We start from the raw sequence: 16,336 nt of genomic DNA, 5'->3' as shown, positions 1-16,336 counted from the left end.
GCATCAGGCCCCCCTCGTCCATTCATGGCGCTGCCGCATGACCAGCGCGCGGGCGAAAACCGCCGCAAAGGCAGTTCTAAAAGACGTGTAGCGATCATGCGGATAGGTCGAAGGATCGGGCAAGTCGTACCCGAAGCGTTCGAAATCATCCGCGTAGAATGCTGCAAGCAGTTCGACATCCTGGCGATGCAGCGCGATTTCCTTGCGTTCGCGTTTCAAAAGATGCCTGACATTCTGATCGGGCGCCGTCGATCCCGTCACTTCGTCCAGACGTTCGATAACCCCGTCAAACCCGTCTTCCAAACGGAAGATTTCGGTGTTCTCGGGGATAAGGTCGACTTGGGGCCGAATGTGGTTCTCGTATATCCGCGGTTCAATTCGCACGGCGGTAATCATGATCCGCAGCCATGTCGAAAAACTGAGCCGGCTCATACGCGACACACCGGTTTGATACCGGTATTCGCTCTGCATACGGGCAATAGGATCGCGCACGACCGTAAAGCCAAAGTCGATATTTGGGGGCAACATTTCTCTCAGATCGATGGCCGCGACATGGGTTAGGGGTGTTATTAGCCCCGTGCCCCTGACACCTTCGCGCTTATTACGGTCAATCAGGCTTAGGGGGCCACCGAACCGCCGGACCAGATATTCCTCCACGCTCGATCCGCCCGTTTTGGGGATATGAGCAAAGAAAACACTCCGTCCGTTCGCTGAAATTAGGGGCATTGCCATCTGATCCTTAGAAATTGCCTTTAGGAGCCGAGCTTGAGAAGTGCCCTGATTTCATCATAGCTCATCTGGACAAACTCATCCGGCCGGATGGCTTTGTCGTCGACATAGAACCCTTCTGCGCCGCACCATGGTTTCCCAACCCAGATTTCATCGTAAGGGATATCATGCTGCTCAAGCCATTTCATCAGAACAGGTAGTGTTTTAGCGTTTATTTTGCCGGTGTTGTTTTCATGTGTACGCATGTTGCGCGCCGTATGCAGGGCAATCTCGAAACCGTCCTTCTTGTATTGTCGCAACTGCTCGGCCACTGCCGTGTTGAGCCCGACTGTTTCGTAGTCGGTCGAATCGGCGTTGGTGAGCGTCCCGTCAATGTCGATGACCAGTTTTTTCATTCTGGGGTGACCCTTTTATTCAATGGCACATTCCGGAAGACCCGGTTGCTTTGATGCGTTACTACCCGATACCGTTCGGCGCAACATGGGCGTTCAAGGCGGCAGAAACCCTCATCTGCGATCGACGGCGCCCGCAGAGCCATCAAGTTTCACTTGTCTTGTTCGACGTTGAGGCCATGCTCTAAACCTTTACTGTGCGAAGTGATAAGATCGGATGATCTGTGTGGATAGGAGAAATTCAGGTGACCAACGGCCAAGTTGACCATGCCACCCGGCGAACGTCCATATTAGGAAAACTCCATCAGAATCAAAGGTTATTCGGCCACCGCCCTATGAATCGTCCTATAAAGAGAGCACAGCTTGCATGACGGTCTTAATATCGATTGTTATCCCGACCTATCGCCGTATCGACCTTATCAAGAATCTGCTAAGCGCGTTGCGCACTCAGATTGCCAGCGCGCCCGACGCGGCCGCATTCGAGGTGCTGGTCGTCGACAATTGTCAGGATCAATCTGCGCAGCACGTCGTGGCCGAGGCGTCCGATATCGCCAGATACATTCACGAACCCAGAAAAGGGGTCGCGAATGCGCGCAATGCCGGCACGGCAGACGCTCGAGGGCAATACATTCTTTTCATTGATGATGATGAACTGCCGGCCGACGGCTGGCTTGAGGCGTTTAGACAGCAGGCCCTGAATGGTCATGATGCGAGCTTTGGACCGATCGATCCACTGTTCGAGACACCGCCGCAGCCTGAAACCAAGGCTATTCTAGAGCGGATGTTCAGCCGCCATATTCCGGCGCAGACAGGCGCAGACATCTCGCAATGGCGTGCCCATCTCGGATCAGGCAATTCCATGTTCAAGAAATCCTCGTGCTTTCGCGGCGAGAGCCCCTTTGATACCCGGTTCAATGACGGAGGTGAGGATGTCTGGTTGCTTCGGCAGCTAGTGGACGATCACGGTATCCGGCTGACGTGGTGTGCAGGGGCGCTGGTGTATGAAATCGTTCCCGAGGACCGCATGACCAACACTTACATCGCTGCCCGGAAGTTCAAGGACGGGCAACTTCGGTGCCGGATAGAAGCCGGCGCTGGCGGGGTGCGTGGTTTGGGCCGGGTGAGTTTATGGATGATGGCGGGGCTGATCCAGTTCTCCTTATACGGGATTGCCATGCTCTGCTTTCAATTAATGTCCCGGGAACGCGCCGCAGAGATGCGAATGAAAATGGCTGGGGGGGCCGGGAAACTGTTATGGTGGCGATTGCTGGGTTGAAAAACATAATCTCTGACCGATAATCCTAAAGGATGGCCGTTGTCTTTCTTTTGACAGATTTATTTGGCCTTAGTAAGGTGAACTAATAGTTGGAGGTCTTATGCGTCACGAAAATTTATCTGTTGCGCCAACATCAGACCTCCGTGTCCCTGATCGCATGTTGGGAACGCGAGCAGGTCTGTTTCATCTTTTGAAAGCGGTAGACAATTCGCGCCCTTTACGTGAGGAAACATGCGAGTTGGCGCACAAAGAGCTGGCAAAAGAATCCAGTGAGCAACCCAGTGGATGGATCGATATCATTAACGAAGATCTGTTCGTTTTTAAATCTTAAGGCCCATCGCGCCGGGATCTGGCCTGATCCGTTTTTACTGGCATACTCATCGCATGCGCTGCCTTCTTGCCTGTCTCTTGCTCACGATCGGGGTCTCGGCCGGGGCTGACGAAGTCAGATTGCGCGCCGCGGATCTTTTTAGCCTTGGAGCGATGGGTTGGATCGCCCCGACCATTCAACTCCCTGCTCCTAATTCCAGTCAGCCCCTTTTAGGCCCGGGCGCCATCGGTCCCGCAGCGGGGATGTTGCGGCGTCTGGAACTACAGGGGCGCATTTCAGGGTTGGACGGCGTCCTCTACGAGAACAGGGATCGAGGGCATTCGCAGCTACCCTCCGGTCTTTTCCCTACGCTTGCCACGCTTACCTATGACCCGGAACTGCAAAAGGCCGATTTGGATCATGGGTTGGGGGGCGCCATTTTGTTTCCGATGATCACTGTGGGAAATGCCTCACTGGCGATCACAAAGGGAGAAGTGCCGCGCAGTTTGCCTCGGTTGGCTATGACGACCAAGGCGGGGCCTGCGCGCGCCTTTCGGACCTATAGCAACAATCACCTCTATGTTTATCCCGAGCACCGCGATCATGATGAGAAGGATATTTTTCCCGCCAACTGGCCGTATATGACAATCACCCAAGGATCGTCCGGTTCCGATCAGCCCTTTTTGCGTGCCCTTCTGATGGCGCTTGCCGCGTTCCCGCCCAAGACGCGCACAATTCTGGAAGAGCGCAAGCTTGTCGCGCCGGTATTGCAGATGATCCTCAGATACAGCCAAAAGGGTATATATGGGCGCGATTCCTATTTGTCTGGCAAGGCGCATCCGACCGTTTTTGATGCCGAAGACCTTTTGCCGGAACGGATGGTTTCGCGCGCGGCGGCGCTGCTGCCCGCCGACATCCCACCCATGGTGCAGATTCGCGTCCTGAAAGAGGATTTTGCCCAAGCCGCCGGATTGGCAGGGCTGCCGGAAGAGCTTTTTACGACGCCCAGTGCCGTAGCCCGCGTCTGGCGTAGCTTAGAGCATACACGTGAGATAGTCTTATCGACTGATCCAACCCGCAATCCGACCGACCGCGATCTGACGTTTCACTGGGTTCTGCTGCGCGGCGACCCGTCAAAAATTGCCATATCGCCGCTGGATCCGGCTGGGCGAACGGCGCGCATCCGGATAGACTGGCACGACACGCGCCCTATTGCCCCCCGAGATCCGCGTACGAGCGCGCGGGTGGATATTGGCGTGATCGCATGGAACGGGGCACAGTTCAGCGCGCCAGCCATTCTGTCGGTCAGTTTCCCGGTCCATCAGATCAGACGGTATTCCAAGCAAGCAGGCGAAGAGGCGCGGCTTCTTTTCGTCGACTATGATGCGATTAATCGAGGCGCGGACTACGATCCAACACTTCATTGGTCAGCTCCATGGTCCGATATCATGCACTATGATGCTGGCGGAACACTTGCCGGTTGGCGCCGGGAGATGACCTCTGGCGAAATCCTAGAGATGGATACTCAAGGCCGAACACAGGACGGTCGGAGCATGGTTCACAGTATGGGCGGCAGCCCCGACAGGCCAATGTTGGAGATGGTCCCCGATCCAGCTGATTGAGCGTCGGCGAGTGTATTTGAACCGCAATGTGTCCCGGGGAACTCGGTAAAACGCGCTGGGCGGATCAGGAGCCTTCCCGCTCGGCCTTGTCTAGGTAGCGGCATTTGTTCAGGACAACGCCCAAGAAGTTTGACCTGCTTGCGATGGTCGCCTCGCACTTTTCAATTTCTTCGTATGTTGTCTTTTCTGCCGCGGCGATGAGCAGAACGCAGTCGATCTGATCGAGGAAGGCCATTACATCGTCGTTGCCAAGCATCGGGGGCATATCGAATATCATGATGTCGGGTTTGTAGAGCTTTTCGATCCCATCAATGATGCGTGCGCTATCCGAACCCGACAGAAGTTCGGCCGGTCGTTCGATCGGGCTGTGATTGGTCGCGATGGCGAGGTTGTCATCGTAAACCACTGCATGTTCGCTGAACGCCGCGCTTGCAGACAGAACCTTGGAAAACTGATGTTGGTTTTGCAGGCCAAGGATCTTTGCCATGGATGGATGGCGCAGGTCGAGTTCGATCAGCATCGCCTTCAGCTTTGCCTGTCGCGCCATGCTGAAGGCAAGGTTCACACTTGCCGTCGTTTTGCCACAGGCTGCACTGGGCGAGGTGATCGCGACCCGGCGCCATCCGTTAGCTTGCATCTGCTGTCGCAACCTAGTGCGTATCACGTCAAAGGATGCTGCCTGTTGATCGGATTCAGGTGTCACTATTCTCATATCGTGGAAATGCTTGAGGTTGGGCGTGAACTTCGTCAGATCCGCCCACGTCGTCGGGATCAGCGCCCGGCCGGTGCCATGCGCTCGCTCGGCCTTTTCACCGGGCGTTTTGGCTTGCTCGCCTTGGGCCTGGCGAGCATCCCGTGCCTTTTCAATCGCCTTTTGAATGCGTTCCATTTAGATTATCCGTACGCCTGACCCTGAAGATCTGGGATGTGAGAATTGAAGCTGACCTTGTCGGCCACTTTTTGTATCAGCATATCGATAGGCATGTAATTGACATGCAGGATATAGAGCCCGCCAGCAAGCACGATCAAGGGAACCACAACGGCCATGACGATGCCGGTTCGGCGCCGGAACACTTGTTTGTCTGTCTGAATGTAAGGAATAGTGCCGAATGCCGTAACCCCAAGCCGCGAGGTTAGTTCCGCAGGCCGACGAATAGTCGAGTTCAGGATTTCCAATAGCAAGAAAAGAGCGATCGAAAGGCCGAAGCCCCCAGCGATACCGGCAGCCGCTATCAGTTTCCGGTTCGGTTCGGCAGGAAAAGCAGGCACGATGGCCTGTTCGGTGACCGTGATGCGCTGCCCACGCGACTGCGCTTCAATCTGATCGCCGGTCCGGGCCTCTGCCAAACTGGCGCGCGCTTGCGTGTATTGCAACTGTAGATTTTCATAATCCCGCTCGAGCGTTCCAAGCGTAATTGCATTCATCGGCGTTGCCTCAATCGATTTGGTCAGCGCGTCGATCTGTTTCTGGATCAGCTCTTTTTCCTTTTCAATGAACGTGATCTGGCCGTCTATGTCCGACATCTGCAGATCGAATATGGTAACGTTCGGTGCGATTGCGGTTCCTAGCCCCAGCTTGATGTTGGCTGCTTCCAGCGCCGCGATCTGCGCCTTGAGGGATTTGACCCGTGGATTTTCGTCCGAATAAATCACCCCGGCCGAGGCCAGTTCATCCTTCAATTGCTGAAGTTGGCGCTGCTCGGGCGTTAGATTTTCGCCCATGATATCCAAGCGGCCTGTCCGTTCGTAGATCTCAACGAGTCGATCCCGTCTATCGCGTAATCCGGACAACTCCCGCTCAAGCTGCAGAACCCGTTCCTGTAATGAGGCCTGACGATTGCGGCGGTAATCGAGACTGTCGGGAAGCGTGTCCTTGTTGCTCTCCTTAAAGGTGAGGATCCGCGAGTTCTGTTGGCCCATCTCCTCATCCAGCCGTGCGACCTCCTGGACGAAAAACTCCAGGGTCTGGCCCGTGGCGGACGTGCGCATTTCGATGTTCTGTCGGAGAATTTGTGTAACCAGCTCATTGCCGACCCGAGCTGAAATCTCGCCTGTCGGTGCATCAAAAGAGACCGTCACAAACAACGCACGATTGGTGAAGGTGTTGTTCGGAAACTGCATGCTGATGCGCTGGCGCATGTCGGCCACGATCGCATCGGCGGTCATTCTTTCGGCCGCCGCATGGACTTCGAAGCGCCTGGATATGTCCAGAAGGTTCTGACGCGTCAGGATGCGCCGCTTGATGAGGTCTAGAATTTCCGCAACGGTTGCCTGAACGGTAGATGCGGCCAGATCGCCCGGAATCTGCGCGGGTTCCACAACCAGCGTAGCTTCGGCCCTGTAGACAGGCGGCAAGGTGAAGGCGAGAGTCAGTCCCGCAGCGGTGCAGACCACAATGATGACAAGGAAATAGTGAAGGCGCCGAAAAAACAACGCGATGTAGAACTTTACGTCTTTTAGCATCAGAGCGTACCTTCGCTCTTTCCGGTCTCATTAGGGCCGAAGAAGACGCCGTCATCCAGAACCTGTTGAATCGTACTCTCCATGACCCGTTTGCGCCCTTTCGTAAATGCATAGACCAAGGCGAGATCACAGAGCTGATTGACCAGCCTGGGCACACCGCCAGTGGCTTCGTATATCAAATCCATCGCGGCAGGAGAGAACGGATTTGTGTTCGCTTCTGCGACCTGCATGCGGTGTAGAATATACTGACGGACCGTCTTGGAATCCATAGCTGTGAGATGGAAGGTCGCGGCGACGCGCTGCGCGAACTGACTCATGTCGGGCTGGCGGATAATGTCACGCAACTCGGGCTGCCCCACTAGAACCAACTGCAGGAGTTCGTCCTTGTTAGAGTTGATGTTGGTGAACATCCGCAGCTCTTCGAGCGATTCCTTGCTAAGGTTCTGCGCCTCGTCAAAGATAAGAATGACGCGGTTTCCCTCGGCATATTCAGCGATCACGTAGGATTGGAACGCCGCGAAGAGATCGACATATGTTGCTTCGTGCGGGACTGGTTGATCCAAGGACATCATCACCCAGCGCAACAACTCCCCTCGGGAGCCGTGTGCGTTCGAAACAAGGCCGATCCGGACATTTTCGTCGACCATCTTCAGAAGATGGTGAAGTAATGTCGTCTTGCCGGTCCCAACCTCTCCCGTGATCAGCGTGATCGGCGCGCGTGTGATGATTCCGTATTCCAGCATCGAGTAGGCGCGTTGGTGCTCGGCCGACCAAAATAAAAAGTCCGGGTCCGGAACAAGTGAGAAAGGTCTTTCTGAAAGGCCGAAATGACTGGTGTAGATGTTGGGAGACATGCCTGTTGCTGACGTGAAATGCCGCCCCTTCCCCTTCTTTCCCAAGTCGTTATCTGACACTCCCCGATCCCCTGCCGCGGTGCTGCCACCTACTTGGTTGGTTTCATGCAACGAAGCAGTCGTCAATGGTGGACTCTGGATTTCATCCACGCCCAAACCGCCGGATGCGGATGCTGCGCCGCGCCCACGAACACTACGAAAGCACCATGTTTCTTTCTGCAGGCCCGGGTCGCATTTCGCGACTATAGTCTTGGCAAAAACGGATGGTAACATCCATTCGGCCAAGGTGGCCCGCGGCTGTTCAGTCATGGCTGGAATCCTTTGTAGTGCAGAATTCTGCCATCCTCGCAGAAAAAAGCCATGTCCGACAATAGCCTAGCGGGCCTGAACGGTCTTGCAACAATTTTACCACTCCTCGTCAGGTCGATGAGATCAGGCCAGCATGGCGGGCCAGCGATACTCACTTCAAATTGATTACTTGGCTCACATGCAAATCTGGGCGCGTCTGCGATCTAATACACACCCCACAGTTAGCATGGTGATTCGGTGGAAATTATGGATAAAGCAGGGCAAATTGCATCTTATAGGTGAACTCGGAAACAATCACTCACACGAGAAAGTGAAACATCCAATTTGAAACGATTGGCTCTTACAGAGCGGGTGAACAAAGAGGATAATCACTTCAAATTGTTTCGAAAAAGAGAGTGACGTCAACTTCAGGATGTGCAGGCGGGCGCTCTCTAAGAAGTTTTCACACGTCTGGATTCATTGCTAGGTGAATGTGTCGAGATCGTGGTAAAAGATGGATTATTGAAAAGATGGTGGTCACGCGCCGCCCGACTGAAATCATTTTTCCTCTCCGAGAGAGATATGTTCTTTCCGGTTAGTGGTTTTTGAGCAAGCGACTGTAAATATTTAACTACTAGTTTACTAAAGGTGTACCTATGCCGCTTTTGTACAAGATGTTACATAATTCCATTACGGTTCCTATTGCCGGGAACGAATCAGTACAACCCTTTGGCAATTCAAATCTTTACCGCAATATGGCAAAGCGTCCGCTGGACATCCTTTGCGTGCTTGTTCTGTTGCCCCTCGCGCTTCCTCTTTTGCTGCTCCTGGCTTTGCTTGTCGCGAGTGACGGGAAAAACCCCCTCTATCGCCAGCAGCGCGTTGGCAAAGACGGGCGCATGTTCAGCATGTGGAAGCTGCGCACGATGGTCCCCAATGCGCACACCCTGCTGGAGGGTCACCTTCGCAGGAACCCCGCTGCGCGTCTGGAATGGGAACAGAACCAAAAGCTTAGAAGAGATCCCAGGATCACGCCGCTTGGGCATATTCTGCGCAAATCATCATTGGATGAGTTGCCGCAGCTCTGGAACGTTCTGAAGGGCGAGATGAGCCTTATCGGGCCGCGCCCGATGCTGCCTGAGCAGCAGTCCATCTATCCGGGCAAGGCCTATTACAAGCTGCGTCCCGGCATCACTGGGCTCTGGCAGGTATCAGAGCGCAACAAATGTACTTTCTCTGGTCGCGCCGATTTCGATACTGCTTATGACGAGCAGCTATCCTTTAGGACGGATATGGCTGTGCTGATTGCAACATTTGGCGTCGTGCTGCGGGGGACGGGCTGTTAAGTTGGCTGGCACCTTATATAGCGCGCTTTGCAATCTGTTGATTGATTGCCGGAAAACGATGCTGCGCTGGTATTCGTGAGAGAATGATGTAAGTAATCGCGACGTCATTTTTATGAGGTCTGCGATGCGGTTACCCCGCTCTGTTCTACTCGTCCTTGCCCTGTTGTGTTCTGGTCTGCTGGTGGGGTGCGAAAGCTCGGATGAGCGTGCGCAAAGGCATTTCCTGTCGGCGATGCAACTGCTTGACGAGGGAGATGTCGACCGTGCCCTGGTCGAGCTTCGCAATGTCCTCAAGCTCAAGAATGAACACAAGGAAGGCCGGCTGGCCTATGCGGACATTTTGTATGACCGCGGCGAATTGGCAGAATCCTTTGGTCAGTATCTGCGCCTTGTCGAACAGTATCCGGACATGCTCGCCCCGCGAATAGCATTGAGCCGGATGGCATTGGGCATTGATGACCTCGAACAGGCGTCGCTCCACGGGCGCGTCGCGGGCGAGATCGCTCCGCAGGATCCAGATGTCTTATTCATCAATGCCGCCATCGACTATTTTTCCGTGACGGGGCCGGAAAAAACAGTCGCCAACGCCGACCGGCTGGATCAATCGGTTGCCGTCGCGCGTGACTTTCTGAAGGATCACCCTGCCGACCCAATCGCATGGCGCATGGTCATCGATCGCGAAATCAAAGCTGAAAACTTTGTTGATGCCCTGGGTTTGATCGATACCGCACTCGAAAGGCTGCCCCAGACCCAAGCCCTTTATTTAGCGAAGCTGGGTGTTCTGGAGAAACTTGGCCGACAGCAGGAGATCGGCGCGCTTCTTTTGGCGATGACTGAGTACTTCCCACAGGATGAGCAGGCTCGAACTTGGCTGCTTAACTGGTATCGCGTGCAGCAAGATGTTGATGGAGCCGAAGCTTTCCTGCGGCGTCTTGCTGATGCGCCGGGTGCGACAGAGGACCAGAAACTTGCGGTTGTTCAGTTTCTGCGTACAGCCCGATCTGCGGATGCGGCCCGAACAGAACTGGACCGGTTGATCCCCTTGAATCCAAAAAGCACGTCCTTCAGATCAATGCGAGCGGTGATGGATTTTGAGGTGGGCGAAACCGATCAGGCAATTGCAGCGATGACCGAAGCACTGTCTCTTACCGACAATCTCGAAGACATGTCCAACCTCAAGATTCTGCTGGCGCGCATGCTGGAAACCACGGGCGATCGTGCCGCTGCCCGGGCACAGGTCGATGAGGTCCTGTCAGAGGATAAGAGCCACGTGGAAGCGCTGAAAATGCGGGCTGATTGGCTGATTCAGCAGGACAGCACGGATGACGCGATTATTGCGCTCAGGACCGCGCTTGATCAAGCGGCCCGTGATCCGGGCATCCTGACCCTGATGGGGCAGGCGTATGAGCGCGCCGGTGACCCGGATCTTGCTGGTGAGCGGTACGCGCTGGCAGTCGAAGCGTCTAGGCAGGCGCCGGCGGAATCATTGCGCTACGGCGCGTTTCTTGCATCTGCGGGGCGGGTAGACACAGCCGAGGCGGTTCTTGCCGAGGCTCTCGCCCGGACGCCGTCGAACCCCGACCTTCTGATCGCGATGGCGCAATTGCAGTTGACGGAAGAGAAATGGGAGGGTGTAGATCGCATTCTGACGCGCCTGCGTGCCATCCAGACGCCAGAGGCCAAACTGCTTGCGAACGAGATCGAAGCGGAAAAGCTGTTGCGCCAACAACGCAGTGATGAGGCGATCGCGTTTCTCGGCAATCTGTCCAGCACCGGTGAGGGAGGCAGCGCGACCATGGCCGCACTTGTGCAGACGCTGCTTATTGAGGGCCAAACAGAGACGGCTCGTGCCATGCTCGACGAACGTCTGAAATCTGCACCCGACGATCGCGTATTACTTGTTCTGAGTGGCGCCACACATGAAGCCGCCGGAAATTTGGAGCAAGCCCAAGAGACCTACCAAGACCTGTTTGAAACACACCCCGAGGACGTCGACGCGGCCCGCACTCTATATCAGTTTCTGCTGCGCCATGATCAGGAATCGGAGGCCGCCACCATTCTGGAGAGGGCGCTCGCAGCGTCGCCGGAGTCTGTTTCCTTGCGTCTTTTCAAGGCGGCCAGATTGGAACAAGCGCAGGATCTGGATGGAGCGATCGCAATCTACGAGGCCCTTTACGAAACAGAAAGCTTCGATCCCGTCGTCGCAAACAACCTCGCCAGCCTGATCACTACCCACCGCAACGATCAGGCAAGCCTTGATCGTGCTTATCTGATTGCGCGCAGATTGCGCGACATGGACCTCCCGGCCTTTCAGGACACCTATGGCTGGATCATGTTCCGCCGTGGCGACCCGACCGGAGCCTTGCGGCATCTCCAGGCCGCTGCGCAGGGGTTGCCGACGGATCCGATGGTGCAATTTCACCTAGGTGCCGCTCACTTTGCACTGGGCAACCGCGATGCAGCGCGCGAAACTCTGGTACGTGCCCTTGATCTGGCCGGTGACAGCCCTCTTCCGCAGTTCGAAGAAGCCCGTGAATACCTTGCCGACCTTGGTTCTGAATAGGGCAGGGACGCATGTTGCTTGAGAACCACTGTCAGGAAAAGTCGGGACATGACTCAGCAAATAGTAAAATACCATTTCCAATAGTCGGAAAAATCCGTAGGGTCGCATGCGAGACGCGCCCTGAAGAGTATGAATGAAAGAGATTTAAGTATGAACCGGATTTACGCGCTGTTTGTCTCTGTGTTGATGCTTGGCCTAGCAACGGTCTCGGCCAACGCGCAAGACAGATATCGTCTTCAATCGGGCGATACGCTGCGTATTGAAGTGCTGGAAGATAGCTCTCTCAATCAAGAAGCCTTGGTGCGGCCTGACGGTAACATCTCGGTTCCCTTTGCTGGCAGCATTCCTGCTGGCGGGCGTACGGTTGCCCAGATCGAGGCTGATATCACAGGTCGTTTGGCCCCTAATTTTGCGTCCGAGCCCAATGTGTTCGTGACCCTTAGTTCGCTAAACGTCCCGCGTGAACCGCTGCCACCGCGGATGATTGATGTCTACGTCGTCGGAGAAGCGGAAGCGCCCGGCAAATACGAAGTCGTTCCCGGCACTACATTGCTGCAACTCTTTGCCGAGATGGGCGGGTTTTCCCGTTTCGCGGCAACCAAGCGCGTATATCTGCGCCGCACGGACAAAACTGGTCGTGAACTGGCATATAAATTCAATTACGACGCTATCGTACGCGGTGCGGGCGCGGGGGCAACGACCAGACTCGCTGATGGTGATGTCATAGTTATCCCGCAACGGAAGTTGTTCGAATAACCCGGAATAGGGGACCCCGTGAGCAGGAAGCGATATTATCGTATAGTGACCGGTGGAGCTTTGTGCCTTTTCACCGCATCCGGACAGTTTGCATTAGCCCAGGACGAAGGCGGGCTTTTGCTGACCTACGGGATAGAGCAACGCTTGGAGGCGGGCAGAAACCTGGAACTTTCCACCCCTGAAGAAGGTGCAGGGACAATTTCCTCCACTATTCTTTCCTTTGGATTATCCAGCGAAACCCACATCCAGCGCATTGATTTTAACGCTACGACAGCTTTGCGGCTGTCGGATCTGGCCGGACGAGGGTCAGAGGCGGATGTCGGCGATACGCGACTGCAATTTGCCTATGAACGAGAGGCCGCAAACGCGGTCTTGGGTGTCGACGCCGAATACAGCAGTCTCGACATCGGTTTTCTGGACGCATTGTCCGATTTCCGAGACGACGACGGTGTCATTGACCTCCCCAGCGATTTTGACGATCTCACTGGCCGCGGCACCCGCCGGGCCTATGAGCTTGGTACGAGTCTGGAGCTGGGCCGCCAAGACATGGTCGGGTTCATTCTATCTGCGGAAGTTTCGGGCATCGACTATTCAGACACGACCGACCCCGACCTTTCGCCGAACCAAACCTGGGAACTGGGCGGAGAAGTCATCCTGCGGTTTTCTCCGACAACGACTGGCCGGGTTGAACTTAGCACTGAGGATTATAGCGAAGATGGTGGCGATGAGACCGAGCGAACCACCAATGAGCTGGCTTTCGGTCTGGCTCATGATATCAGCCCCCGAACTCGGATAGATACCTATCTGGGATATAGCGAGATTGACGAATTCGACCTGATAGATGGCGATACCTCTACGTCTGGCATAATCGGTGGTATCGGACTGGAATACGACATGCCCAACGGGGTATGGACTGCCGATCTGGACGTTTCGCGCGATACGTCCGGTCGTTTGCAGACATTCTCGATCGGTCGCAGCCTCGATATTCCCGACGGCGTGCTGGCAGGTACTATCGGCATTTCCAGGGATCCTCAGGATGACACCCACCTCATCGGCTCGCTCAACTGGATTCAGGAATTGGGCGCCAATGATATTTCGGCGCGGATCAGCCGCTCCATCACAACTAGCAGCGATGATGAATCCCGCGTCACGACGATTGCGGATGTGAACTATATCTGGGGCCTTACCCCACTTTCCAGCATAAGTTTTGGAGCCGCATACGCCGTAACGGGCGAGACCCCGACCGCAGGCAGGATCGAGCGGACAGATATCAGTGCGATCTACAACCGCAGTTTGACGCGGGATTGGTCACTGAACGCCGGCGCCATTTACCGGATACGGGATGAGCAGGGCGTCGGACGTTCGGAGTCACCACTTTTCCTGGTTTCTGTCGGACGCGATTTCGCCTGGCGTCCGTAAAGCTTCGGCACGATTAATGTAAAGGCATTGGCAGGCATCTGTCGCCTTGTTTAGGGCGTTCCTGATTGCATTTTTAGATAAATTATTGACGCAATTCAGCCGGATGTGGCGTGGCGACCGTACCGAAAATTGAACTTGGACAAGCGTCGAATCTTGGCGCAGAGCTGCTGGCGAAAGCAACGAAGACCAATGTTGAAGGAACATCAGGACAAGACCGTTCGGCGATCAACCGCGAGACAATACGCAGCGAAACAAATGAGCGTTGCACACGATACACGAAAATTTGTGTCTCAGGTTTTTCGCGAAACGTTTTAGTGGCACGACGACGAAGTTCTGCAGGCTGACGGCTACCGCCACATGACTGCACAGATGCGGGCCAATCAGCGTCACATCAAGCGCCGCAATTGTGCCCAGTACAGCGAATTTCTGGCTACCGTCGTTGATCGACCGGAAGACGGTTGGCCTTCGGAGCAGATCGAATAGCGCCTCATAGTCAAAGAAGCGGTTGGGGGGATTTGATGATCGTCGCCCGTGCGCGCAGCAATGCCAATGACGCCACGCTGATTGAACGCAAGACCCGCTTCACGGCAATCCTGCGCATCAACGATCGCAAGCAACGGCCGTTCATGAATTGACATATTTAGATCATGTCACGCCTGTCCGCTGAAGCCTGTTGGAGCGTCAGCTTTGATGGGGTTTTGAGTTTACTCCTTCACGCGAGCTGAACACTGGCGTGGGGTCCAAATCCTAGTTCTATGAACAGCAGGCACCGTGGCAGAAAGGCTGTGTCGAAAACTTGAGCGATTGTGTGCGCCGGTAGCCTTGTTTCCGTCAGCACCTTTGGTCACATTTCTGAATGGCCTTGAGTAGCAAAAGCACCAATTTGTCGACTGGATCGTCTGGTTCGGCTTGAATTAGTATATGTCAGAACTGTCTGATATTCCAGACGCTTACACAGAAGCGGGCGAAAATCTATGATCAATCAAAGCGTGCGAAGCACAGACGGGCCATGCCAGGCATTATCCGGCGCATGTAAATGCCACCATCAGGCTTTTCGCCACTCCGCAGCGACATTACACGTGCTACATGGTCAGCCACGGGTTTTCCAAGCGCGGCGAGGTCGCCGATATCTGCGCAGCACCTCGACGTGGACGGCCAAGCGACCAAGCGTGAGCTCACTCAGCGCGCAATGGCCGAGCGCGATCTCGACCTTTCGGATACGATGCCCCGAAACTCAGTGGTGTTTAAGGTCGTCTGGGCGCTGGGTCTCGCTGAGCGGCGCAAGCTGGTTTGGGTGGTCAAGACGCGAGACCGCATGTGCGTCTGTACGCTCGGTGATGCACTCATAGCCCGCGCGTCACTGCCAGCATCCCCTTCAATTCCGCTTTTCTGAGCACGGCGGTTGCCGCCTAGCAAGCGGAGAACGCGAAGAAGTCCGCCATCTTTCGCGCCCTTCGCCAGGTGATCCAAGTCTTACGACCGCGCATACCCGCAAGTGCAACACCGCCATTCATGGCCTGGCAGTCAATGAGTGGCAAGGAACATAGTTACGACAAAGCTGCTGTCGAGTCCGCCTTTAAGACGATCAAGGCAGAGCTGATCTGGCGACGGTCATGGGAGGCGCGCAGGCAGGCCGAGGTGGCAATATTTGAGTACATCAACGGTTTCTATAACTCGCGCCGCCGATACTTGGCACTGGTCTAGAAAAGCCCTGTCGATTTCGAACAGAAGGTGGCTTTAACAAGCGACTGGGGCAGCACGAAACCATGACATATCCATCGTGGTTTGCAGGCAAGCCAATACCGGACAATAGATGTGTTACTCAAATGCTCTCGAAGAGCACATCGGCGCAAGAAACCCTGACCGGCAAACCGCCGAGATCCACATCCACATCGCACTCAATTGGGCGCTTCTCAGCCTTCGGCATTACCGAGATCGTTGGCGTAGGCTGATGCTAATGGGAAAAGAGGCACTTACGCCTCAGGCCGGAGGCCGCAGCGACGTCGGCCAATATCGTCAAGCCCACAGGGCCAGCCTGCGAGAGGTTGATGCAAATGAATCCAGTCGCGTGCTGCGGCAGAGGCCGGGTTCAGCTAAACGGGGTGTTCCGAACGTTAGCGCGCGGCGTGATCGCGGTCGATCATTTGCCCGACTACCTGATCGCCAAGGAACTGGGAGAGATCATCCGATTTATCCGCCGAGGGCAGGCGATGGACTGGCGCGCTCTACCGCCTGAAACGGTGAAGGCGGCCGCAAACTAGCGCCGGGTTGGGATGTCTATACGTCTGGGGGCGACTGACTTACCTACTGGAGCGCTT

Annotated in this window: 12 protein-coding genes and 1 pseudogene; 8 read left to right on the top strand and 5 right to left on the bottom strand. The window is 55.3% G+C overall.

All coding sequences use genetic code 11. From position 1 onward, the window contains the following. Positions 1–3: 3 nt before the first annotated feature. Both U3654_RS15325 and U3654_RS15320 read right to left on the bottom strand, forming a co-directional pair. Entirely contained in the window at positions 4–732 is a 729-nt protein-coding gene (locus U3654_RS15325; RefSeq protein WP_324752417.1) for a sulfotransferase family 2 domain-containing protein, read from the bottom strand. 20 nt (positions 733–752) lie between these two features. Then, on the bottom strand, positions 753–1,124 hold the full coding sequence (locus U3654_RS15320; RefSeq protein ID WP_324752416.1) for an HAD hydrolase family protein: 372 nt from the start codon (positions 1,122–1,124) through the stop codon (positions 753–755). Between the two features lie 364 nt (positions 1,125–1,488). Here U3654_RS15320 and U3654_RS15315 point away from each other — a divergent pair, with 364 nt between their 5' ends. Next, positions 1,489–2,397: a glycosyltransferase family 2 protein gene (locus U3654_RS15315; RefSeq protein ID WP_324752415.1), complete on the top strand. Its 909-nt coding sequence runs from the start codon at positions 1,489–1,491 to the stop codon at positions 2,395–2,397. A 573-nt stretch (positions 2,398–2,970) separates the two neighbouring features. Further along, a complete protein-coding gene (locus U3654_RS15310) occupies positions 2,971–4,329 on the top strand; it encodes a hypothetical protein (protein ID WP_324752414.1) in 1,359 nt (452 codons plus the stop codon). A 64-nt stretch (positions 4,330–4,393) separates the two neighbouring features. On the opposite strand, the gene U3654_RS15305 is transcribed toward U3654_RS15310, so the two are convergent. Genes U3654_RS15305 through U3654_RS15295 form a run of 3 tightly spaced genes read right to left on the bottom strand, consistent with a single transcriptional unit; the run spans position 4,394 to position 7,955 of the window. After that, positions 4,394–5,218, bottom strand: coding sequence for a CpsD/CapB family tyrosine-protein kinase (locus U3654_RS15305; protein ID WP_324752413.1), 825 nt, complete (start codon positions 5,216–5,218; stop codon positions 4,394–4,396). Positions 5,219–5,223: 5 nt separating this feature from the next. Then, the gene (locus tag U3654_RS15300) at positions 5,224–6,792 is read right to left on the bottom strand and encodes a lipopolysaccharide biosynthesis protein (protein WP_324752412.1); all 1,569 of its coding nucleotides are present in this window, start codon (positions 6,790–6,792) and stop codon (positions 5,224–5,226) included. Continuing rightward, entirely contained in the window at positions 6,792–7,955 is a 1,164-nt protein-coding gene (locus U3654_RS15295) for an ExeA family protein (protein WP_324752411.1), read from the bottom strand. Before U3654_RS15295 ends, U3654_RS15300 begins: the two co-directional genes overlap by 1 nt. A 635-nt stretch (positions 7,956–8,590) precedes the next feature. On the opposite strand from U3654_RS15295, the gene U3654_RS15290 reads away from it, so the two are divergent. From U3654_RS15290 to U3654_RS15265, 6 genes and pseudogenes are all read left to right on the top strand, one after another. Continuing rightward, on the top strand, positions 8,591–9,280 hold the full coding sequence (locus tag U3654_RS15290; protein ID WP_324752410.1) for a sugar transferase: 690 nt from the start codon (positions 8,591–8,593) through the stop codon (positions 9,278–9,280). A 124-nt stretch (positions 9,281–9,404) separates the two neighbouring features. Beyond that, a complete protein-coding gene (locus U3654_RS15285) occupies positions 9,405–11,843 on the top strand; it encodes a tetratricopeptide repeat protein (protein WP_324752409.1) in 2,439 nt (812 codons plus the stop codon). Positions 11,844–11,993: 150 nt separating this feature from the next. Continuing rightward, on the top strand, positions 11,994–12,599 hold the full coding sequence (locus U3654_RS15280) for a polysaccharide biosynthesis/export family protein (protein WP_324752408.1): 606 nt from the start codon (positions 11,994–11,996) through the stop codon (positions 12,597–12,599). A gap of 18 nt (positions 12,600–12,617) precedes the next feature. Further along, complete coding sequence (locus tag U3654_RS15275) at positions 12,618–14,018, top strand: hypothetical protein (RefSeq protein ID WP_324752407.1); 1,401 nt, start codon at positions 12,618–12,620, stop codon at positions 14,016–14,018. Between the two features lie 1,524 nt (positions 14,019–15,542). Continuing rightward, a pseudogene (locus U3654_RS15270) lies at positions 15,543–15,722 on the top strand (IS3 family transposase); the annotation flags it as partial. Between the two features lie 350 nt (positions 15,723–16,072). Then, positions 16,073–16,279: a hypothetical protein gene (locus U3654_RS15265; protein ID WP_324752406.1), complete on the top strand. Its 207-nt coding sequence runs from the start codon at positions 16,073–16,075 to the stop codon at positions 16,277–16,279. Positions 16,280–16,336 lie beyond the last annotated feature (57 nt).

Origin of the sequence: Roseovarius sp. Pro17, from assembly GCF_035599575.1 — a bacterium.
Lineage (GTDB): Bacteria > Pseudomonadota > Alphaproteobacteria > Rhodobacterales > Rhodobacteraceae > Roseovarius.
Note: the sequence above shows the minus strand (reverse complement) of the source record. Positions and strands in the feature narration are given on the sequence as shown.

Coding starts and splice junctions, on each gene's coding strand:
- U3654_RS15325 (WP_324752417.1), bottom strand. CDS start 732: ATGGCAATGCCCCTAATTTCAGCGAACGGACGGAGTGTTTTCTTTGCT.
- U3654_RS15320 (WP_324752416.1), bottom strand. CDS start 1,124: ATGAAAAAACTGGTCATCGACATTGACGGGACGCTCACCAACGCCGAT.
- U3654_RS15315 (WP_324752415.1), top strand. CDS start 1,489: ATGACGGTCTTAATATCGATTGTTATCCCGACCTATCGCCGTATCGAC.
- U3654_RS15310 (WP_324752414.1), top strand. CDS start 2,971: ATGTTGCGGCGTCTGGAACTACAGGGGCGCATTTCAGGGTTGGACGGC.
- U3654_RS15305 (WP_324752413.1), bottom strand. CDS start 5,218: ATGGAACGCATTCAAAAGGCGATTGAAAAGGCACGGGATGCTCGCCAG.
- U3654_RS15300 (WP_324752412.1), bottom strand. CDS start 6,792: ATGCTAAAAGACGTAAAGTTCTACATCGCGTTGTTTTTTCGGCGCCTT.
- U3654_RS15295 (WP_324752411.1), bottom strand. CDS start 7,955: ATGACTGAACAGCCGCGGGCCACCTTGGCCGAATGGATGTTACCATCC.
- U3654_RS15290 (WP_324752410.1), top strand. CDS start 8,591: ATGCCGCTTTTGTACAAGATGTTACATAATTCCATTACGGTTCCTATT.
- U3654_RS15285 (WP_324752409.1), top strand. CDS start 9,405: ATGCGGTTACCCCGCTCTGTTCTACTCGTCCTTGCCCTGTTGTGTTCT.
- U3654_RS15280 (WP_324752408.1), top strand. CDS start 11,994: ATGAACCGGATTTACGCGCTGTTTGTCTCTGTGTTGATGCTTGGCCTA.
- U3654_RS15265 (WP_324752406.1), top strand. CDS start 16,073: ATGAATCCAGTCGCGTGCTGCGGCAGAGGCCGGGTTCAGCTAAACGGG.